This window comes from Xanthobacter sp. AM11 (assembly GCF_047444035.1).
Taxonomy (GTDB): Bacteria; Pseudomonadota; Alphaproteobacteria; order Rhizobiales; family Xanthobacteraceae; genus Xanthobacter.
The window spans coordinates 4,485,489-4,504,394 of record NZ_JBLAOA010000001.1 but is presented as its reverse complement, the minus strand read 5'-3'; the positions used below and the strand labels follow the sequence as shown (position 1 = coordinate 4,504,394).

Below are 18,906 nucleotides of genomic sequence, written 5' to 3'. Positions count from 1 at the left end.
CGGAAGGATCAGTGGAGGCCGAGATAGCTCTCGATCACCCGCGCATCGCGGGCGAGCACGGCGGCAGGGCCGGACAGGGTCACGGTGCCGAGCTCCATCACATGGGCGACGTCGGCGGCGGCGAGCGCCGCGCGCGCATTCTGCTCCACCAGCAGGATGGAGACGCCGGACGCGCGCAAATCGGCGATGATGCGGAAGACGTCGGCAACGATGCGCGGGGCAAGCCCGAGGCTGGGCTCGTCGAGCATCAGCAGCTTCGGGCGGCCCATGAGGGCGCGGCCCATGGCCAGCATCTGCCGCTCGCCGCCGGACATGGTGCCGGCGAGCTGGCGCCGCCGCTCCTTGAGGCGGGGAAAGCGGTCATAGACCTCGGCGAGGGTGTCGCGCGCCGTGGCGCGGGCCACGCGGAAGCCGCCCAGCACCAGATTGTCCTCTACGCTCATGGTGGAGAACAGCTCGCGCCGCTCGGGCACGAGGCTGAGGCCGAGGGCGACGCGCTCCTCCACGGCCAGCCGGCTGACGTCGCGCCCGAGGAAGCTCATGGCACCGGCGGCGAGCGGCAGCACGCCCATGGCGGCGTTCAGCAGGGTGGACTTGCCGGCCCCGTTGGCGCCGATGACGGTGACGATCTCGCCGGCACCGACGCGCAGGGATGCGCCCTCCACCGCGCGCACCTTGCCATAGGCGATGGAGGCGCCCGAAATGTCGAGAAGCAGCGCGGCTTCCACGGTGCCGGGGCGGATGCCGGGCTCGACGCTCATGCCACACCTCCGAGATAGGCTTCGAGGACCTGGGGGTTGGTCTTGATGGCCGCGGGCGGGCCTTCGGCAATCTTGGTGCCGAAATCGAGCACCACGATATGGTCGGTGAGCCCCATCACGAAGCCCATGTCGTGCTCCACCAGCAGCACGCTCACGCCCTGGGCGCGCAGGCTGCGCAGCAGCGCGGCGAGCGCCTCCTTCTCCTTGTGGCGCAGGCCGGCGGCCGGCTCGTCGAGGAGCAGCAGCACCGGGTCGAGGGCCAGCGCCCGGGCGATCTCCACCACCCGCTGCTGGCCGAGGGCAAGGCTGCCGGCGGGCTTCATCATGTGCTCGGCGAGGCCCACGCGCTCGATCTGCCGGCGGGCCTCCGCCAGCAGGCGGGCCTCGTCGCGCCGGTCGAGGCGGAGCATGGAGGCGAGGATGCCGGCATGGCCGCGCAGGTGGGCGCCCAGCGCCACGTTTTCGAGCACGCTCATTTCGGGATTGAGCTTCACATGCTGGAAGGTGCGGGCGATGCCGAGCCGCGCGATCTCCTGCGGCGGGGCGCCGGTAATGTCCATGCCCTCGAAGCGCACCGCGCCGGTGGTGAGGCGGGTGACGCCGGTGATGAGGTTGAAGGTGGTGCTCTTGCCGGCGCCGTTCGGCCCGATCAGGGCGACGATCTCGCCGCGCCCCACGGCGAAGGACACGGCGTTCACGGCGGTGAGGCCGCCATATTTCTTCACCGCGCCGTCGAGCACCAGCAGCTTCTCCACCGGTGCCGCGGAGGCGACGCGCCGCGCCAGGGCCGGGGCGTCGGGGGGCAGTGGCCGCCTGCGCGCCGGCCACAGAGCGGCGAGATGGGGCCACACGCCTTCCCGCGCCACCTGCAGCAGCCCCACCAGCAGGATGCCGAACACCACCGCCTCCAGCTGCACGCCATGGCCGAAGACCTGCGGCAGCACGCGCTGGAGCGCCTCCTTCAGCACGGTGACGAGGCCCGCGCCCACCACCGCGCCGAAGATCTGCCCGGCGCCGCCCAGCACCGCCATGAACAAATATTCGATGCCGGCATTGATGCCGAACGGGGTCTGGGTGACGGTGCGCGTCACATGGGCGTAGAGCCAGCCGGAGAGGCCGGCGAGGAGTGCGGCATAGACGAACACCACGAGCTTCATGCGCGCGGCGTCGATGCCGAAGGATTCGCCCGCCATCTGCCCGCGCCGCAGCGCCCGTATGGCCCGGCCTACCCGGCTGTCGAGCAGGTGCATGGTGAGGATTACTGCGCCGATGACCAGGCCCCAGATGAGGTAATGCACCGTGCGCGGGTCGGTCAGGTCATGTCCGGCGATGGAGAAGGGCGGGATGCCGGAAATGCCGTCGTGGCGGCCGAGGATGTCGAGGGTGCCGAACAGGTAATAGAGGCTGATGCCCCAGGCCAGGGTGCCGAGCGGCAGGAAGTGTCCCGACAGGCGCACGGTGAGAAGGCCGAGCACCACCGCCGCGCTGCCCGCCACCAGCAGGGCCACCGGCAGGGTGGCCCAGGGCGACCAACCGTAGGCGGTGGTGAGCACCGCCGTGGTGTAGGCGCCGAAGCCGCAGAAGGCGGCCTGCCCGAACGAGGTCATGCCGCCCACGCCGGTGAGCAGGACGAGGCCGAGGGCGACCAGCGCGGCAAGGCCGACATTGCCGATCAGGGTGATGGCGAAGAGCGGCACGCCGGGGACAAGCGGCAGCGCCGCCATGATCGCCGCGAACACGGCGATGGCGATGCGCGGTTCGAGCGGCGGCAGCTTCAGCCGGCCGCGCGGGATGCTGCGTTGATTGTCGGTCTGCGGCCCGCCGGCGGCGGTCGGAGGCAGCGCGGCTTCGGAGCGTGCGGTCATCGGCGCCTCGGAGCGGAGGGGGTGGGCATGGGTCGCGGCGGGAGGGAGTGTCACGGGCTCAGTCCTCCTCTTCCACATGGGGCTGGGTGAGGGAGCGCCACACCAGCACCGGGATGATCAGCATGAAGACGATGACCTCCTTCAGGTCCGAGGCGAGGAAGGAGGAGAAGGCCTCGACGATGCCCACCGCCAGGGCGGCGAGGGCGGTGAGCGGATAGCTCGCCAGCGCACCCACGATGGCGGCCACGAACCCCTTGAGGCCGATGAGGAAGCCGGTGTCGTAATAGATGGTGGTCACCGGCGCGATCAGGACGCCGGAGAGCGCGCCGACGAGCGCGGCGAGGCCGAAGGCGAGGGCGCCGGCGAAGGTGGTGCGGATGCCCACCAGACGCGCGCCGAGGCGGTTGACCGCGGTCGCCTTCAGCGCCTTGCCCCACAAGGCCCGCTCGAAGAACAGCCAGAGCGCGCCGATGGCAAGCAGCGTCACGGCATAGATGACGAGGCTCTGCCCGCTCACCAGCAGGGGGCCGAGTTCCAGCGTCAGCTCCGACAGGCTCGGTGCCCGCACCCCCTCGGCGCCGAAGAAGACGAGCCCGAGGCCCACCAGGGCGAGATGCACGCCCACGGCGGTGATCAGCAGGGCCAGGATGGAGGCGGAGGCGATGGGCTGGAACGCCACCCGGTAGATGTAGGGGCCGAGCGGCGTGACGAGGGCGAGGGTGAGCAGGATGTGCACGCCGGGTCCGAAGCCCGCCCCCGCCACCCCATAGGTGACGGCAAGGAGGGCCGCCGGCAGGGCGAGGGTGAGGCCGGCGCTGCGGGCGAGTTTCCTCGCGTCGATCCCGGTGCTAAGCGATGCGGCGAGATCGAAGGCGAAGGCGAGCGCGCCGAAGGCCGCGGTGAGCCACACCGTGCCCGGCAGCCGGCCCGCCTCCAGAAGCGCATAGGTGAGCGCGCCGAAGGCGACCAGCTCGCCCTGGGGAATGAAGATGACGCGGGTGACCGCGAAGATGAGGACGATGGCAATGCCGAGCAAAGCGTAGACCGCTCCGTTCGTGATACCGTCCTGCAACAGGAAAAGCAGAATCGTGCCGTCCACGGATGCGTGTCTCCCCCTCCGGCCGGCTGCGTTCAGGGTTTTCGGCCTGAACGGGAAATCCGGCTCCGACGTTATGAAAAGAGAACGCTTTGCCGATCACATTGCGGGGCAATCCGATTGGCGCGTGCTCCTGCATTCCGCCGCGCGGATACATTCGCCCCCCAAGGGCGTCGGATCTGGCGGCGAATGTGCGGGACGCGGACGTCCCTCCCGGTTGGTTCTTGTTTAATTGATATGTAGCATAACAATATTTGCTGGGGTCGGCAAGACGGCCGAAACCTGCAAAATGGACAGGACGGCCTTAGAGCGCGATCCGATCAAATGGCCTCCATTTGATCGGTGAATCGCCCTCTAACTTGAGGATAGCCGTCACGGCTTCCGCGTTCGGGGGCGCAAGGTGAGTGCGAAGGGCGAACAATGGGTGCTGAAGACAGCCTGACACAGGCCCGCAAGATGCGGGCCCAGAAGGCACCGGCGCAGAACGCCGCGTCCGCCGGCGCTGCGCCGGTCCGGCGTGGGCGCAAGCCGATGCGCGCGGAGGAGCCGGACGATGTGGACGATGTGGCCGAAGCCTCCGACCTCGACCTCACGGGCCTGACGAGCGTCGTCGGCTACACCCTGCGGCGGGCGCAGATGGCGGTGTTCGAGGACTTCAGCGCCCGGTTCGCGACCCTCGATCTGACGCCCGCGCAATATTCCGTGCTGCTGGTGATCGCCGACAATCCGGGCCGCAAGCAGTCGGAGATCGCGCGGGTGCTTGGCATCCAGCGCACCAATTTCGTCGTCATGCTCGACCAGCTGGAAAAGCGCGGGCTTGCCGAGCGCACCCGATCGGCCACCGATGCACGATCGCACGCGGTGTTCCTGACCAAGGCGGGAAAGACGCTCCTCAAGAACGCGCGCAAAATCCAGTCGGCGCAGGAAGAGGACTTCGCCACGCTCCTGGGCCCCGGGGGACGCGACACGCTGGTGGCGCTGCTGCGGAAGGTGGCGCGCATCGACTAGAGCCTGATCCGATCAGGTTGAATCAACCTGATCGGTGAATCAGTCTCTAAATTATTGATAGAGAACGTTTTACCGCCCAGCTTGCGATGCAAGCTGAGCGGAGCGTGCTCTAGCCGGGCGCGGGCCACGGGTGGGGCTTTTCCACCCGCGCGCATGTCTGAATGGAACGCCCGGGCGCAGGGGAGGGGCGGGGACGCGGCGTTGCCGCCGCACCCCCCGCTTCGGGCCGGCAGGCCGCCGTCAGCCCTGGGCGGCGAGCTGCGCTTTGAGTTCCAGCCGGCGCTGGTGGAGCAGCGGCTCGGTGTAGCCGCTGGGCTGGGCTGCGCCCTTGAAAACAAGGTCGCAGGCGGCCTTGAAGGCGATGGAGGCGTCGAAATCCGGCGCCATGGGGCGGTAGAGCGGGTCCCCCGCATTCTGCCGGTCCACCACCGCGGCCATGCGCTTCAGCGTCTCCATCACCTGCGCCTCGCTGCACACGCCGTGGCGCAGCCAGTTGGCGATGTGCTGGGAGGAGATGCGCAGGGTCGCGCGGTCCTCCATCAGGCCGACATCATGGATGTCCGGCACCTTGGAGCAGCCCACCCCCTGGTCGATCCAGCGCACCACATAGCCGAGGATGCCCTGGGCGTTGTTGTCCAGCTCCTGCTGGATGGCCTCGGGCGTCCAGTTCGGCCGCACCGCCACCGGAATGGTGAGCAGGTCGGCCAGCTTCGCCTTGGCCCGGCTGCGCAGGGCCTCCTGCACCTGATGCACATCCACCTTGTGATAGTGGGTGGCGTGCAGGGTGGCGGCGGTGGGAGAGGGCACCCAGGCGGTGTTGGCGCCGGCCTTGGGGTGGGCGATCTTCTGCTCCAGCATGGCGGCCATCAGGTCCGGCATGGCCCACATGCCCTTGCCGATCTGCGCATGGCCGGCGAGGCCGCAGGCGAGCCCCGTGTCCACGTTCCAGGCCTCGTAGGCGCCGATCCAGGCGGCCTGCTTCATGTCGCCCTTGCGCACCATGGGGCCGGCTTCCATGGAGGTGTGGATCTCGTCGCCGGTGCGGTCGAGGAAGCCGGTGTTGATGAAGGCCACACGGGTGGCGGCCGCGCGGATGCATTCCTTGAGGTTCACCGTGGTGCGGCGCTCCTCGTCCATGATGCCCATCTTGATGGTGTCGAGGGGAAGGCCGAGAAGGTCTTCCACCCGGTCGAAGATCTCCACCGCGAAGGCCACTTCCTCCGGCCCGTGCATCTTGGGCTTCACCACATACATGGAGCCGGCGCGGCTGTTGGCGCGGCGGCCGGCGGGGCCGATGTCGCGAAGGGCGATGAGCGCGGTGATGGCCGCATCCATGAGGCCCTCGGGAATTTCCGATCCATCCTCCAGCAGGATGGCGGGATTGGTCATGAGGTGGCCCACGTTGCGCACCAGCATGAGCGCGCGGCCGGGCAGCACCAGCTCGCCGCCGCCGGGGGCGGTATAGGTGCGGTCGGCATTGAGGCTGCGGGTGAAGGTGCGCGCGCCCTTGGCGATCTCCTCCTTCAGCGCGCCGGTCATCAGGCCCAGCCAGTTGCGATAGACCGCCACCTTGTCTTCCGCATCCACGGCGGCGACGGAATCCTCGCAGTCCTGGATGGTGGTGAGGGCGGCTTCCAGCACCATGTCGGCGATGCCGGCGGCGTCGTCCTTGCCGATGACGCTGGCGCGGTCCACCACGATCTCCACATGGAGGCCGTTCTTCTTCAGCAGCACCGCGGAGGGCGCGGATGCTTCGCCGCGATAGCCGGCGAACTGGGAGGGGTCGGCAAGGCCGGTGGCGCCCACCACGAGCGCGCCGTCCTGGACCGACAGCGGGCCGGCATCCGCCCAGGAGCCGTCCTTCAGGGGCGCGCTTTCATCGAGGAAGGCGCGGGCCCAGGCGATGACCCGGGCGCCGCGCACGGGATTGTAGCCCGTGCCCTTCTCCGCGCCGTCGGTCTCGGGAATGGCGTCGGTGCCGTAGAGCGCATCATAGAGCGAGCCCCAGCGGGCATTGGCGGCGTTCAGCGCATAGCGCGCATTCATCACCGGCACCACCAGCTGCGGCCCGGCCACCTGGGCGATCTCGGGGTCCACGTTGGCCGTGGTCACGCTGAAGGCGGGGCCTTCGGGCACCAGATAGCCGATCTGCGCCAGGAAGGCCTTGTAGGCCTCCAGGTCGAGCGGGGCGCCATTGTCGCGATACCACTGGTCGAGGGACTTCTGCAGCGCCTCGCGGCGCGCCAGGAGCGCGCGGTTGCGCGGTGCCAGCTCGTGGGCGATGGCGGAAAAGCCGGCCCAGAAGGTGTCGGGTGCAATGCCGCTGCCGGGCAGGGCCTCCGTCTCCAGGAAATCGTGAAGGGCGCCCGCGATTTGCAGCCCGGCGCGTTCCACCCGGGCCTTGGTCCCACTTGCCATGTGCACTCCGTATCGTCTTGTCCCGCGGCGAGAGCCTCCCCTGAGGAGATGCCGGCGTCTGCACCGGCGGCGGCCTCGCCTTCACACCTTATGCCGTGACGGCACCTTCCACGTCGATGCCGCGCGGGCACCGTCCTGGTGGTTCGACCTGGTGGATCAACTTTTCGAAACGGATGGGAGCCATCCGTTTCGGTTGATCCACTGGACGCGCCCCGATCATAGGCAACCGCCCGGGGCGATGCCATCCGGGCGGGTCCGGCTCCGGCGGAAAAGTCGATGGGCCCGGCCTATTCGTAGAGATAGCCCACAGGCTGGCCGGCCACCCGGTCGCTGCGCAGGTCGGTGCGGGTGATGATCTGGCCGGCCAGGGCGTCGATCTCGTCGCGCTGGGTGGGGGTCCACATGCGCAGGTCGTCGATCCCCTTGAGAAGGCCGAGCCGCAGGATCTGCGTGTCCTCGCCCACGTCGGTGAGCCGGATGGCGCCCCTGCCGGCGGTTACGGTGTCGCCGGTGGCAAGTTCCAGCGGCTTGCCCGAGCCGTCCGCGAAGGCGGCGGTGCCGCGGATGATGCGGAAGACCACCACCTCGCCCTTGGCGAGGCCCTCGGCATCCGCCCGGGCGGCGGCCTTCGGCAGCAGCGATCCGCCGCGCGGGTCGGTGGCGATGATGTGGCCGGTGACGAGATTGCCGCTGGGCGCCGCGATGCCCAGGTCGCGCACATGCACCGGCGTCGCCGACTTCAGCGGGCCGTCGGCCGCGTCGGCCGGATAGGGGCGGAACAGGGCCTCAAGCTCCAGCGGGTCCTGCACCCAGAATCCGGCGCCGGCCGGGCGGTTGTGCAGGGGGTGCTTCCAGGCCGCGCGGGGGGTCTCGTCTTCGCGGATGTGCTGCGCGCCGACGACGGTGGGATTGGGGAAGGTGGAGGGATCGGTGATGAAGGCTTCGAGGAACTTGCCCGAATAGCCCATGCACAGGGGCTCGGGCACCACCGATTGCGGCGTCTTCAGGTTGTCTTCCGTGGCCAGGCCGGACCAGGTGTAGAACAGCTGGCGGTGCACGATGGCGCTCTGCAGCATCACCGCGCCGGGGCCGACATAATGCACCTTGCCGTCATAGTCGAAGGTGAACAGGCCCGAGGTGACGAGCACCAGCTGGAAGCCGCCGGGCGGCAGGTGAAGATGAAAGTCCGTCGGCCCGGTGTCTTCCCGGTAGATGGGCAGGTTGGTGGCCACCTCCTGCAGCAGGAAGGCGTCGTTGTTGGCGTGCAGGCCCTCCAGCGCACGGTGGTAAAGGGCCTGCGGCCGGTAGATGGGATCGTAGGTGATGTCCCGGTGGCGATCGACGGCGACGAAGGCGCCGCGGTTCATGGCGATGCGCGCGCCGTCCGGCTGCGTCAGGCCCGGCCACTTGAAATCGACCATCGACTGGATGCCCATAGGCGTCTCCCCAGGCAGGGACCCAAACCGGGTCGCTCGTCATAATAGAAATATTCGATAGGGCATAAGGGTGGTCAATTCAAACTTGCGTTCAACCTTTCGATTTCAAGGGTGATCCTTGATCTTCACGATCTTCGGCAGGTAGAACTGAATAAAATATGCCCTGATGCTGATTTATTGACGGGCGCATGCTGAATTTGAAGGCAATGGGGAGGCCGCCGACGCTTCCCCTGCCGCCGGCGTGGGGAAGCGCCCCTTCCCCTCTCCCGCTTGCGGGGGAGCGACTGTCGGCAAGCTGCGGGGCGGGTCTTGGGGGCGGGGCTTGGGGGCGGGTCTTGGTGGCGGGCCGGGCTGCCCCTATTGCGGCACCAGCCGGGGCACCGGCACGAAGGCGATGGCCATCTGCTGGGCGAGGGCGAGCTGGGCCACGCTCATCTTGGAGGCGATGGCGTCGCGGATGCGGGTGTAGGTGTTGCGCTCGCGGCGCGAGGCGCCGGCGGCGGCCAGGATGAGCCATTTCTGCGCCAGCACCACGTCGCGCGGCACGCCGTGGCCCTTGTCGTAGAGCAGGCCCAGCAGATATTGCGCCGAAGGTTCCCCCTGCTCGGCGGCGGTAATGTACCATTGGGCGGCCACCGCCACGTTCTGCGGCACCCCCTTGCCATATTCGTAGAGGAAGCCCAGCAGTGCCTGGGCCCGGGCGTCCCCCTGCCAGGCGAGGGGGGCGAGCAGGGCGCCGGCGGCCATGTAGTCGCCCCGCGCATAGGCGGCGTAGGCATCGCCGGGCGTGCGCGGGCCGGCCGCTGCCGGTCCGCCGGCCAGGGCCAGCGGGGTCGCCAGGGCCAGCATCAGGGCCAGGGCCGGGGCGGCGCCGGCGCGGCGGGCCGAACGGGGGCGCATGCGCCTCATGGCCGTCTCCTCCTTGCGTCTTCGTGCCCCATGGGTCACGCCATCCCCGCCAGCGCGTGATCGAGCATCCAGGCGATCCAGATCGCCGGGGCGAAGAACAGGCCGAAGGGCAGCCGCCCGTCCGCCCGCAGCGCGCGCCCGAACGTCCGCTGCCGCAGCGCATAGGCGGCGAGCGCCGAGAGGGCGGCGATCTCGATGGCGACCGGCATGGCCAGGACCGGGAGCCAGATGCCGGCAAGGGCCGCCAGCTTCACGTCGCCGAGCCCCAGCCCGTCGCGCCCGCGCAGCGCCCGGTAGCCGATGCGGATGGCGAGGAACAGCGCCGCCAGCGCCGCCCCCCGCGCGCCCGCGGCGGCAAGGCTTTCGGCCAGGGCTTCGGGGGCCGCGAGGGCGGCATGCAGAAGGCCGAGGCCGATGCCGGCGGCGGTGAGCCCGTCGGGAATGATGAAGCGGTGGGCATCGACCATGGCGATGGCGGCGAGCACCGGCACCAGCGCCGCCGCCGCCAGCCCGGCCGGGCCGGGCGCGACGGCAAGGCTGGCGGCCATGGCGAGGGCGCTCAGGCCCGCCACCGGCGCCGCGCCGCGCAGGCGGGACACGGCGCGCCGGGCGCGCTGGTTCAGGGGGGCGCGCACGGGGCGCAGGCCTGTCGGCGCGTGCTCTAGCGGCGGGCGGGCGGCCGTGGGGCGGGTGCGCAGGGGCCGGGCATCGGTGGCGGGCATGGGGCTACCGGTTGATGAGCGGCTGCGGCCCGCCGGGCATCACGCCGACGGTGCCCTTCAGCTTGGCGCGCAATTCCTCGGCCACCGTGTGGGCATCCACATTGTCGCGGATGATCTGCGGGCGGATGAAGATGATCAGCTCGGTGCGCCGCACCTGCGTGCTGCGGTGGGAGAAGGCATCGCCGACGCCGGGGATCTGGTCGAGGATGGGCACGCCCTGGCGCACGCCCTCGTGCCGCTCGTTGATGAGGCCGGCGAGCAGCACCGTCTGCCCGCTGGTGACGGCGATGGTGCTCTTCACCTTGCGCTGGGACACGGTGGGCGTCAGCGTCCCGCTGGAACTGGTGGTGCTGCTGCTGCCGCTGGTGGTGCTGGTCTCGGTGACGTTGCTGATCTCCTGCTCCACGTCCAGGCGCACCTGGCCGTTCACGTTCACCCGCGGGATGACATGCAGGATGATGCCGGTGTTCTTGTATTCGATGGTGTTGACCACCGTGTTGGAGGAGGAGAGCACCGTGGCGCTGCCGGTGGAGACCGGCACCTCGTCGCCCACCTGCAGCGTCGCCTTCTGGTTGTCCACCACCACCACGGAGGGGTTGGACAGCACCTTCACGTCGGTCACCGTGTGCAGGGCGTCGAGGATGGCGCGCGGCTGGTTCTCGCGGCCCACCAGCAGGTTGAAGCCCGGCAAGACGCGGTTGATGGCCTGGTCGGTGATGTCGCTGGACAAAGTGTTCAGCACCGAGCCGTTGTTGCTGCCGAGGCCGAGATTGTTGGAGGTGAGATAGAATTGCACGCCGTAGGCGAGCTTGTCGTTGAGGGTCACCTCCGCCACCGTGGCCTCGATGGCCACCTGCAATTGCGGCTGGTCCAGCTGCATCAGCGTGCGCTCGATGATGCGGTAATTCTCGGGATTGGCATAGATGAGCAGGGAGTTGTTCACCGCATCGGCGGTGATCCGCACCCCCGGCAGGATGGCGCCGCCACCGCCGCCCGAAGGCGCGCCGCCGGTTGCCCCCTCGCCATCGGCGCTGCGGCTGCCGAGCCCCTGGTTCTGGTTCTGGGAGGGCGGCGCGGCGCCGAGGCGCTGCTGCACGGTGAGGCCCGGGCTTGAGCCCTGGCCCTGTCCGCCGTTTTCATCCCCGCCGCCGCCCCCGGCCGAGACCGAGGCACCGGAGCCGGGCGCGATCTGGCTCGCCGCCTGGTCGAGGCCGGACGCACCGGCACCCATGAACAGCTCGTTGAGCACCTTCGCGGTCTGGCGCGCGTCGCCGTAGCGCAGGCGATAGACACGCACCCCCACCGAGCTGTCGGAGCGGTCGAGCCGGCCGATCCAGGTGGCGGCGGTCTGCAGCAGCTCGGGCTTCTTGGCCACCACCATGATGGCGTTGAGCCGGGCGATGGACTGGAACTTCACCAGCTTGTGGCTGAGGCCGGATTCGCCCGTGTCCATCAGCGTCTCCAGCTCGGAGATCAGCGGCTCGGGGGTGCCGTTGCGCACCGGGTAGATGCCCACGGACTGGCCGCGCATCCAGTCGGCATCGAAGGAGAGGGCGGTGTTGATGGCGGTCTGCCGCTCGGGCGCCGTGCCCTGGATCAGCAGCAGGTTGCGGCCGGGATCGGCGCGCACCGACCCGCCCTTGGTGGCGAAGCTGTCGATGAGCGGCATCAGCGCTTCCGCCGAGACGAAGCGCAGCGGCACCACCGAGACGCCGAAGCCCGGCTCCGGCCGCCCGCTCACGTCCATGCCGCCGGCGCCGGCGGCCTCCGCCAGCGGCACCAGCCGGTAGCCGGCGGGATCGCGCACCAGGGCGATGTTGTTGGACCGCAAAGCGCTTTCCAGCACGTAGATGAGATCGCCCCTGGGCACCGGCCGGGCCGAGGACAGGCTGATGGAGCCCTGCACCCGCGGGTCGATGACATAGCCGGTGCCGAGGATGTCGCCGAGCATCACCTTGGCCACGGTGGTCACCGGGGTGTTCTCGAAATTCAGGTCGAAGCCGTCGCTGCCGGCGCGGGTCACGCCGGTTCCGCTGCCCACGGCGCCGACGGCGTTGGGATCGCTCAGCGGCGGGGTGGTGCTGGAGGCGAAATATTCCACCGCCTTGCGGTCGTCGGCGATGGGCGTCTGCTGGGCCACCGGCTGGGTCTGGCGGGGCAGAAGGTCGATGTTGCGCACCTGGTCGAACACGCCCGGAGGACGGGAATCCTCAAGGATGTTGGAGCAGCCGCACAGCGCCGCGGCGACGAGCATCGCGCAGGCCAAACGGAATTGCCCGGTCGCAGGTCCAACCGGTCGCGCCGATCTCAGCACACGCCCCACCCGAAGCTTGAAAAACGCACAAGGCGCCGGGTGAGGTGGAGAACCCCGAGGTCCGACGGTAGGCCATTAGTAGCGGCGGCATATGACAGAAATATTTTGTGCGCCGGCGCCACCCCGCCGTAGGGCCTGTTGCGGCTTTGTCATCCAGCTGCCGCGAAACCTTCATGAGGCGTGAAGAATATGCCGGCTCCTTGCGCCGCCCGGGCGGCGTGACGCCGTGAGTCCACCGGGATCTGCGACGCATCGCGGCCGGGCGGCCGGCTTTCTCCCCGGACCGCCCGCCGCGCCGGGATGCGGGGGTGCGGGCCAAGCGCGCACGGTCGCATGCCGGGCAACGACCGGAGCGGGCCGCGAGCAGGCCGGCCAATGACAGGGATGTGGGGATGAACGGCGAGCCCGCCGGCGACTTCCTGAGCTTTCTGGCCGCGGCGGGCCACTGGCGCATGGCGGGAGAGGCCGCGCCGGGCCGGCGGGACGGCGGGGTGGAGACGCAAGCGCGTCCGCAGCAGGTCCCCCTCCAGCCTGTCCCGTTGCGGAAGGTGTGGGAGGGCAGCGAGCTGACCGCCGGCGACTTCGCCGACCAGGTGGCGCACTTCTATCGCCTGCCGCGGGTGGCGCTGCCCGAGCTGATGGCGGCGCCGCCGCTGGTGTCGCATTTCTCCCCCCGCTTCCTGCGCGAAGTGACGATGCTGCCGTTCCGCGCCGCCGACGGCAGGCCGCGCCTCGCCGTGGGCGACCCGACCGACGCCACGGTGGTGCGCGCCGCCGAGATCGTGCTGGGCGAGGGCGTGAGCCTCGCGGTGGCCTCGTTCGAGGACATCGCCACCGCGCTGGCCGAGCGCCTCGGCCAGGACGAGGCGGCCGCGGGCGAGGCCGGCGGGACCGGGGCGCCGGCGGCCGGATCGGCGCGGGCGGACGAGGACATCGACAGCCTGCGCGACCTCGCCAGCGGCGCGCCGGTGGTGCGCGCGGTGAACGACCTGTTCGAAAAGGCGCTGGAGCTTAGGGCCAGCGACATCCACATCGGCCCCTTCCGCACCGGCCTTGAGGTGCGCCTGCGGATCGACGGCCTGCTGCGGCCGGTGGCGGCCCTCGCCGACGTGCTGCCGCAGGCGGTGATCTCGCGCATCAAGATCATCGCCGGCCTCGACATCGCCGAGCGGCGCCTGCCGCAGGACGGGGCGGCGCGCCTGAAGCTCGGCCGCTCGGAACTCGACGTGCGCGTGGCCATCATGCCCACCCAGCATGGGGAATCCGCCGTCATCCGCCTGCTGGCGCGCGATCGCGGCGTGCTCACCATCGACCGGCTCGGCCTTGCCCCCCACGACCGGGAGACGCTGACGCGGCTCCTGGCCCTGCCCCACGGCATGGTGGTGGTCACCGGCCCCACCGGCTCCGGCAAGACCACGACGCTGGCCACGCTCCTGTCCATCCTCAACGAGCCGAGCCGCAAGATCCTCACCATCGAGGACCCGGTGGAATACGAGATCCGCGGCGTGTTCCAGTCGCAGGTGCGCCCGCAGATCGGGCTCACCTTCGCCACCGCCCTGCGCTCCTTCCTGCGGCAGGACCCGGACGTGATCATGGTGGGCGAGGTGCGCGACCCGGAAACCGCGCATATCGCCGTGCATGCCGCCCTCACCGGCCATCTGGTGCTCACCACCCTGCACACCGACACCGCCGCCGCCTCGGTGCCGCGCCTCCTGGACCTCGGGGTGGAGGGCTTCCTCCTGAAGTCCACCCTGCGGGCGGTGATCGCCCAGCGCCTGGTCCGCCAGCTCTGCGACCGCTGCAAGCGGCCGCACACCCTTTCCGCCGCCGACGTGCGCGATGATCCGCGCTATGCCGCCCTCGGCCTTGCTGCGGGTGAGACGGTGCATGAGCCGGTGGGCTGCGAGCGCTGCAACGGCGCGGGCTATCGCGGGCGCATCGGGGTGTTCGAGATCCTCACCCTCTCCGACGAGATCCGCGAGATGATGGACCGCCATGCGGGCGCCACCGCCCTCGACCGCGCGGCCATCGCCTCGGGCATGACCACCATGCTGGACGACGGCGTCGCCAAGTGCCGCGCCGGCCTCACCTCGGCCGCCGAGGTGCTGCGCGTGACCACGGTGCGCTGAGCGCATGGCCACCTTCAGCTACAGGGCGCTCACCCAGTCCGGCCAATTGGTGAGCGGCGAGATCGCCGCCGCCACCGAAGCGGAGGTGCGCCGGCGCATCGAGTTCCTCGGCCTGGTGCCGGTGGAGACGGCGCCGGTGCGGCCGAAGGCCTCGGCGGGCGGCCTCGGCTTCTCCTTCGGCGCGCCGCGGGTGGAGGACGTGACGCTCTTCACCCGCGATCTCGCCTTGCTGCTGCGGGCCGGCGCGCGGCTCGACGAGGCGCTGGAGCTGCTCTCCGACGACACCGACCTCGGGCGCATGCGGCCGGTGGTGAAGAAGATCCGCGCCGACGTGCTGGGCGGCCAGAGCCTGGCCGAGGCCATCGCCGCCCAGCCGAAGCTGTTTCCGCCGGTCTATGTGGCGCTGGTGCGGGTGGGCGAGGCCTCCGGCGCGGTGGACCGCATGCTGGAGCTTCTGGCCGCCGAGCGGGCGCGGGCCGAGGCGCTGCGCCGCAAGGTGATGGAGGCGCTGCAATATCCCGCCTTCGTGCTGGTGGCGGCGGGGGGCGTTCTGGTGTTCTTCCTGCTGTTCGTGATGCCGCAATTCTCCTCCGTGCTGCGGGACATGGGCGCCAAGCTCGATCCCGCCGTGGAGATGCTGCTCGACCTCTCGGACATGCTGCAGGCCCACACCGCCGAGGTGGCGGCGGGCGCCGTGCTGCTGCCGCTGGCGCTGGCGCTGGCGCTGAGCCGGCCGGGGGTGCGGGCCGCGGCCATGGGCGGGCTGGCCCGCCTGCCGCTGGTGCGCACGGTGCTGCTGTTCCGCCGTTCCGCCGTGTTCTGCCGCAACCTCGGCATCCTGCTGGGCAACGGCGTGACGCTGACGGCGGCGCTGCGCATCATCGTCGATGTCATGTCGGCGGGCGACGAGGCCTCGGTCTGGTCCAGGGCATCCGACCGGGTGCGCCACGGCGGGCGCCTGTCCGATGCCTTCGCCGAAGGCGACGTGCTGCCGCCCATGGCCATCCGCATGCTGCGGCTGGGCGAGGAGACCGGGCAACTGGCCCTGCTGTCGGGCCGCATCGCCGATTTCTACGAGGAAAAGCTCCAGCGCGCCCTGTCCAAGGTGGTCGCGGTCATCGGCCCCCTCGCCATCGTCACCATCTCGGTGGTGGTGGGCGGGCTCATCGTCTCGGTCATGACCGCGCTCCTGTCGGTCAGCCAAAGCATCGGGTGAACAGCGTGAACACAGCTCCTGCCATGACTGCCCCTTCCCCCGGCCCCGTCCGGTCCCGCCCGCGCCGCCGGCGCCGCGCCGCGCAGGCCGGCTATACGCTGGTGGAACTGCTGGTGGTCATCACCATCATCGGCCTCATCGTCGCTTTGGTGGGGCCGCGGGTGCTGAACTATCTCGGCGATTCCAAGGTGAAGACCGCCAAGATCCAGATCCAGGGCTTCTCCAGCGCCCTCGACCTCTATTACCTCGATGCCGGCCGCTATCCCTCCAGCGCCGAGGGCCTCGGCGCGCTGGTGCAGCGGCCCGGCGGGGTGGCCACCTGGAACGGCCCCTATCTGAAGGGCGGCACGCTGCCCAACGACCCCTGGGGCAAGGCCTATCTCTATCGCGCCCCCGGCGAGCACGGCCCCTTTGACATCGTTTCCCTCGGCGCCGACGGCCAGGAGGGGGGCACCGGCAACGCCGCCGACATCACAAGCTGGGCGAAATGACCGGCGGGCGGGCGCCGGACGGGCAAGGCGAGGGGCGCGAACCGGGGGAGGCGGGCTTCACCCTGCTGGAGATCGTCTGCGCCCTCGCCATCGTCGCCGCCATCGCCGGCCTCGCCTTGCCGCGGCTGGCGCCGGGCACCTCGCGCCCGCGCCTGGAAGCCTATGCGGTGGAAGCCGCCTCCATCTTCAAGGCCGACCGTACCGCCGCCCTGCGCCGGGGCGTGCCGGTGTCCACCACCGTGGATACGGCCACCCGGCGCATCGCCTCCGGCGCCGGGCGGCGGGTGGTGCGGCTGCCGGCCGACGTGCGCATGGAGGCGGTGCTGCCGCGCGCCTGCAACGGCGTGCCGGTGCGCGCTGCGGTCAGCTTCCTGCCTTCGGGCATGTCCTGCGGCGGCACCGTGGCGGTGCTGCGCGGCGGCCAGGGCTACGAGGTGCGGGTGAACTGGCTGACCGGAGGAGTGGAGATTGTGCCCCGTGGCCAGTCCTGAGCCGGCCCGGTGCGGGCAATCCGGCTTCACTTTGGTGGAGGTGCTGGTGGCGCTGGCGGTGGCCGCCGCCGCCCTCGGCAGCATCGCCGCCCTCGCCGGCAGCAATGCCCGCGCCTCCCGCGTGCTGGAGCGCCGGGTGGCGCTGCTGGCCACGGCCCAGGCGGTGGAGACCGGCATTCCCGGCCGCGACCGGCTGGCGCCGGGCCGCACCGACGGTGATCTCGCCGGCTATCGCTGGCGCATGGACGTGCGCGGCCTGGCGGTGGACGGGATGCCGCGCGGCGGGCGCTGGGTGCCGCGGGACGTGCTGATCCGCGTGCGCTCGCCGGGGGGCGAGATGGTGGTTCTGCAAACCGTCCGCCTGGTGCGGAGCGCGGCCGAATGAGCCCTTCCGCGCGCCGCGCCGCCGCCGGCTTCAGCCTCATCGAGGTGCTGGTGGCCATGACCCTCACCGGCCTGGTGCTCGCCGCCATCGGCATGGTGACGGCCAAATGGCTGCCCGCCTGGCGCCGGGGGCTGGACCGCGTGCAGCAGAGCGAGCTGCTCGGCCTCGCCCTGGACCGCATGGCCGCCGACCTGTCCGCCGCCGAATTCGTGCCGGCCACCGTGAAGACCGGCAAGCCGCTGTTCATGGGCACGGCGGGCGCCGTCACCTTCGTGCGCAGCGCCCTTGGGCCCAATGCGATGCCGGGGCTGGAGGTGGTGGAGCTGGCGCCGGCCGGCGCGGGGCGCGCGGCCGCTTTGGCGCGGCGGGCGTCGCCCTACGGGCCGGTGGCGCAGGCGCAGGAGGCCCCGGCCCTCGGCCCGCCGGTGGCGCTGCTGCGCTGGCCGTTCCGCATCAGCTTCTCCTATGCCGGGCGCGACGGCCTGTGGCAGGACGACTGGATGGACGCCGACACCCTGCCGCGGGCGGTCCGCCTGGTGGTGCGCGATGCCGCGTCGGGACGGGCGCTGGAGGCCTCCACCGCGGTGCAGATCCGCGCCGAGGTTCCCGCCGCCTGCGTTCTGGCGCAGACCGATGCCCGCCTGTGCGGCAAGCCCATGGCCCACGGCAAGGAGGCCGAGGCCGAGGCGGAGGACGACGGCCCGGCGGATGGCCCGGCGGACGGCGCGGGGGAGGACGAGGAATGACCCGCCCTGCCGCCCCCTCCCGCCCGGTGCCCCGCCCCCGCCGGGCGCGCACCGCCGAGGATGGCTTCGTGCTGGTGGTGGTGCTGTGGATTCTCGCCGCGCTCGCCACCTTCGTCTCCATCTATGCGGTCTATGTCTCCGACACCGCCTCGGCCGCCGCGGTGCGCACCGAGGCGCTGGCCGCCCACGGCCTTGCCTCGGCGGCGGTGGAGCTGGCCGCGCTGCGCCTCGTGGCCACCCCGAAGGAGCAGCGCCCCACCCGCGGCGAGGTGCGCTTCCGCATGGGCGGGGCCAATATTTCCGCCGCCTTCACCGACGAGGCCGCGCGCATCGACATCAACGCCGCCTCCCGCGAGCTGATGGCCGGCCTGTTCACCGCCCTCGGCGCCGCGCCGGAGGCCGCAAGCCAGCATGCGGAGCGGATCGCCGCCTGGCGCTCGCCCCAGGGCGCCCCCATCCTCGGCGAGGCCCCCACCCTCGGCGACGCGCCGGCCGGGGAAGGCCAGCGGCCGCGCGGCGGCCCGTTCGTGCATGTGGAGGAGATCTGGCGCGTGGCCGGACTGCCGCCGGCCCTGGTGGCGGCGGCGCTGCCCTATCTCACGGTCTATAGCGGGCGGGGGCAGGTGAACGGGAAGATCGCCGAAGCGCCGGTGCGCCTGGCGCTGGAAAAGGCCACTCCCGGCGCCGAGGGCGGCGACGGGGAGGTGGTGGCCAGCGCCGCCGGCACCACCACAAAGGCCGGCGACACCGCGCGCATCAAGGTTCGGATCGCCTTCGACGGCGGCCGCCGCCGCGGCGCGGAGGCGGTGATCCTGCTGCGCGATTTCGGCGCGGACCCCTACCGCGTCCTCACCTGGCGCGAGGATGGCGACCCGCCCCCGGCCCCGGCACGGGGGGCAGGGCCATGACGGCGCCGCCC

The 18,906-nt window shown here is 71.0% G+C and carries 16 protein-coding genes; 8 read left to right on the top strand and 8 right to left on the bottom strand.

All coding sequences use genetic code 11. The annotated features are described in order from the left end of the window. Positions 1–8: 8 nt before the first annotated feature. The 3 genes from ACI7BZ_RS20645 to ACI7BZ_RS20635 all read right to left on the bottom strand — a co-directional run bounded on the left by ACI7BZ_RS20645 (position 9) and on the right by ACI7BZ_RS20635 (position 3,725). Complete coding sequence (locus ACI7BZ_RS20645; protein ID WP_414119001.1) at positions 9–761, bottom strand: ABC transporter ATP-binding protein; 753 nt, start codon at positions 759–761, stop codon at positions 9–11. Next, positions 758–2,485 (bottom strand): branched-chain amino acid ABC transporter ATP-binding protein/permease, encoded by a 1,728-nt coding sequence (locus ACI7BZ_RS20640; protein WP_414119229.1) that lies wholly within the window; start codon positions 2,483–2,485, stop codon positions 758–760. Before ACI7BZ_RS20640 ends, ACI7BZ_RS20645 begins: the two co-directional genes overlap by 4 nt. A gap of 199 nt (positions 2,486–2,684) precedes the next feature. Further along, entirely contained in the window at positions 2,685–3,725 is a 1,041-nt protein-coding gene (locus ACI7BZ_RS20635; RefSeq protein ID WP_414119000.1) for a branched-chain amino acid ABC transporter permease, read from the bottom strand. A gap of 417 nt (positions 3,726–4,142) precedes the next feature. Between ACI7BZ_RS20635 and ACI7BZ_RS20630 the strand changes: the two genes are divergently transcribed. After that, a complete protein-coding gene (locus tag ACI7BZ_RS20630; RefSeq protein WP_414118999.1) occupies positions 4,143–4,730 on the top strand; it encodes a MarR family winged helix-turn-helix transcriptional regulator in 588 nt (195 codons plus the stop codon). A gap of 240 nt (positions 4,731–4,970) precedes the next feature. Here ACI7BZ_RS20630 and ACI7BZ_RS20625 read toward each other — a convergent pair whose 3' ends face one another. From ACI7BZ_RS20625 to gspD, 5 genes are all read right to left on the bottom strand, one after another. Continuing rightward, on the bottom strand, positions 4,971–7,148 hold the full coding sequence (locus ACI7BZ_RS20625; protein WP_414118998.1) for a malate synthase G: 2,178 nt from the start codon (positions 7,146–7,148) through the stop codon (positions 4,971–4,973). A 287-nt stretch (positions 7,149–7,435) separates the two neighbouring features. Beyond that, entirely contained in the window at positions 7,436–8,584 is a 1,149-nt protein-coding gene (locus tag ACI7BZ_RS20620) for a hypothetical protein (protein WP_414118997.1), read from the bottom strand. A 357-nt stretch (positions 8,585–8,941) separates the two neighbouring features. After that, positions 8,942–9,493, bottom strand: coding sequence for a tetratricopeptide repeat protein (locus ACI7BZ_RS20615; RefSeq protein ID WP_414118996.1), 552 nt, complete (start codon positions 9,491–9,493; stop codon positions 8,942–8,944). 35 nt (positions 9,494–9,528) lie between these two features. Further along, on the bottom strand, positions 9,529–10,215 hold the full coding sequence (locus tag ACI7BZ_RS20610; RefSeq protein ID WP_414118995.1) for a prepilin peptidase: 687 nt from the start codon (positions 10,213–10,215) through the stop codon (positions 9,529–9,531). A gap of 4 nt (positions 10,216–10,219) precedes the next feature. Then, entirely contained in the window at positions 10,220–12,469 is a 2,250-nt protein-coding gene (gspD, locus tag ACI7BZ_RS20605; RefSeq protein ID WP_414119228.1) for a type II secretion system secretin GspD, read from the bottom strand. Positions 12,470–12,921: 452 nt separating this feature from the next. Here gspD and ACI7BZ_RS20600 point away from each other — a divergent pair, with 452 nt between their 5' ends. The 7 genes from ACI7BZ_RS20600 to ACI7BZ_RS20570 are packed head-to-tail and all read left to right on the top strand — an operon-like array spanning position 12,922 to position 18,895. Continuing rightward, positions 12,922–14,658 (top strand): GspE/PulE family protein, encoded by a 1,737-nt coding sequence (locus tag ACI7BZ_RS20600; protein ID WP_414118994.1) that lies wholly within the window; start codon positions 12,922–12,924, stop codon positions 14,656–14,658. Positions 14,659–14,662: 4 nt separating this feature from the next. Continuing rightward, entirely contained in the window at positions 14,663–15,874 is a 1,212-nt protein-coding gene (locus tag ACI7BZ_RS20595) for a type II secretion system F family protein (protein WP_414118993.1), read from the top strand. A 23-nt stretch (positions 15,875–15,897) separates the two neighbouring features. Further along, the gene (gene gspG, locus ACI7BZ_RS20590; protein ID WP_414118992.1) at positions 15,898–16,365 is read left to right on the top strand and encodes a type II secretion system major pseudopilin GspG; all 468 of its coding nucleotides are present in this window, start codon (positions 15,898–15,900) and stop codon (positions 16,363–16,365) included. Beyond that, positions 16,362–16,856: a prepilin-type N-terminal cleavage/methylation domain-containing protein gene (locus ACI7BZ_RS20585; protein ID WP_414118991.1), complete on the top strand. Its 495-nt coding sequence runs from the start codon at positions 16,362–16,364 to the stop codon at positions 16,854–16,856. The genes gspG and ACI7BZ_RS20585 overlap by 4 nt, the downstream gene beginning before the upstream one ends. Further along, the gene (locus tag ACI7BZ_RS20580; RefSeq protein WP_414118990.1) at positions 16,843–17,241 is read left to right on the top strand and encodes a prepilin-type N-terminal cleavage/methylation domain-containing protein; all 399 of its coding nucleotides are present in this window, start codon (positions 16,843–16,845) and stop codon (positions 17,239–17,241) included. Before ACI7BZ_RS20585 ends, ACI7BZ_RS20580 begins: the two co-directional genes overlap by 14 nt. After that, on the top strand, positions 17,238–17,987 hold the full coding sequence (locus ACI7BZ_RS20575; RefSeq protein WP_414118989.1) for a PulJ/GspJ family protein: 750 nt from the start codon (positions 17,238–17,240) through the stop codon (positions 17,985–17,987). Before ACI7BZ_RS20580 ends, ACI7BZ_RS20575 begins: the two co-directional genes overlap by 4 nt. Next, on the top strand, positions 17,984–18,895 hold the full coding sequence (locus tag ACI7BZ_RS20570) for a type II secretion system minor pseudopilin (protein ID WP_414118988.1): 912 nt from the start codon (positions 17,984–17,986) through the stop codon (positions 18,893–18,895). Before ACI7BZ_RS20575 ends, ACI7BZ_RS20570 begins: the two co-directional genes overlap by 4 nt. The last annotated feature ends 11 nt before the right edge of the window (positions 18,896–18,906 follow it).

What these genes read in the sequence shown, in the direction of transcription:
- ACI7BZ_RS20575 (WP_414118989.1), top strand. Translation starts at nt 17,238, where the DNA reads ATGAGCCCTTCCGCGCGCCGCGCCGCCGCCGGCTTCAGCCTCATCGAG.
- gspG (WP_414118992.1), top strand. Translation starts at nt 15,898, where the DNA reads ATGACTGCCCCTTCCCCCGGCCCCGTCCGGTCCCGCCCGCGCCGCCGG.
- ACI7BZ_RS20615 (WP_414118996.1), bottom strand. Translation starts at nt 9,493, where the DNA reads ATGAGGCGCATGCGCCCCCGTTCGGCCCGCCGCGCCGGCGCCGCCCCG.
- ACI7BZ_RS20600 (WP_414118994.1), top strand. Translation starts at nt 12,922, where the DNA reads ATGAACGGCGAGCCCGCCGGCGACTTCCTGAGCTTTCTGGCCGCGGCG.
- ACI7BZ_RS20595 (WP_414118993.1), top strand. Translation starts at nt 14,663, where the DNA reads ATGGCCACCTTCAGCTACAGGGCGCTCACCCAGTCCGGCCAATTGGTG.
- ACI7BZ_RS20620 (WP_414118997.1), bottom strand. Translation starts at nt 8,584, where the DNA reads ATGGGCATCCAGTCGATGGTCGATTTCAAGTGGCCGGGCCTGACGCAG.
- ACI7BZ_RS20585 (WP_414118991.1), top strand. Translation starts at nt 16,362, where the DNA reads ATGACCGGCGGGCGGGCGCCGGACGGGCAAGGCGAGGGGCGCGAACCG.
- ACI7BZ_RS20630 (WP_414118999.1), top strand. Translation starts at nt 4,143, where the DNA reads ATGGGTGCTGAAGACAGCCTGACACAGGCCCGCAAGATGCGGGCCCAG.
- ACI7BZ_RS20610 (WP_414118995.1), bottom strand. Translation starts at nt 10,215, where the DNA reads ATGCCCGCCACCGATGCCCGGCCCCTGCGCACCCGCCCCACGGCCGCC.
- ACI7BZ_RS20570 (WP_414118988.1), top strand. Translation starts at nt 17,984, where the DNA reads ATGACCCGCCCTGCCGCCCCCTCCCGCCCGGTGCCCCGCCCCCGCCGG.
- gspD (WP_414119228.1), bottom strand. Translation starts at nt 12,469, where the DNA reads ATGCTCGTCGCCGCGGCGCTGTGCGGCTGCTCCAACATCCTTGAGGAT.
- ACI7BZ_RS20625 (WP_414118998.1), bottom strand. Translation starts at nt 7,148, where the DNA reads ATGGCAAGTGGGACCAAGGCCCGGGTGGAACGCGCCGGGCTGCAAATC.
- ACI7BZ_RS20640 (WP_414119229.1), bottom strand. Translation starts at nt 2,485, where the DNA reads ATGGCGGCGCTGCCGCTTGTCCCCGGCGTGCCGCTCTTCGCCATCACC.
- ACI7BZ_RS20645 (WP_414119001.1), bottom strand. Translation starts at nt 761, where the DNA reads ATGAGCGTCGAGCCCGGCATCCGCCCCGGCACCGTGGAAGCCGCGCTG.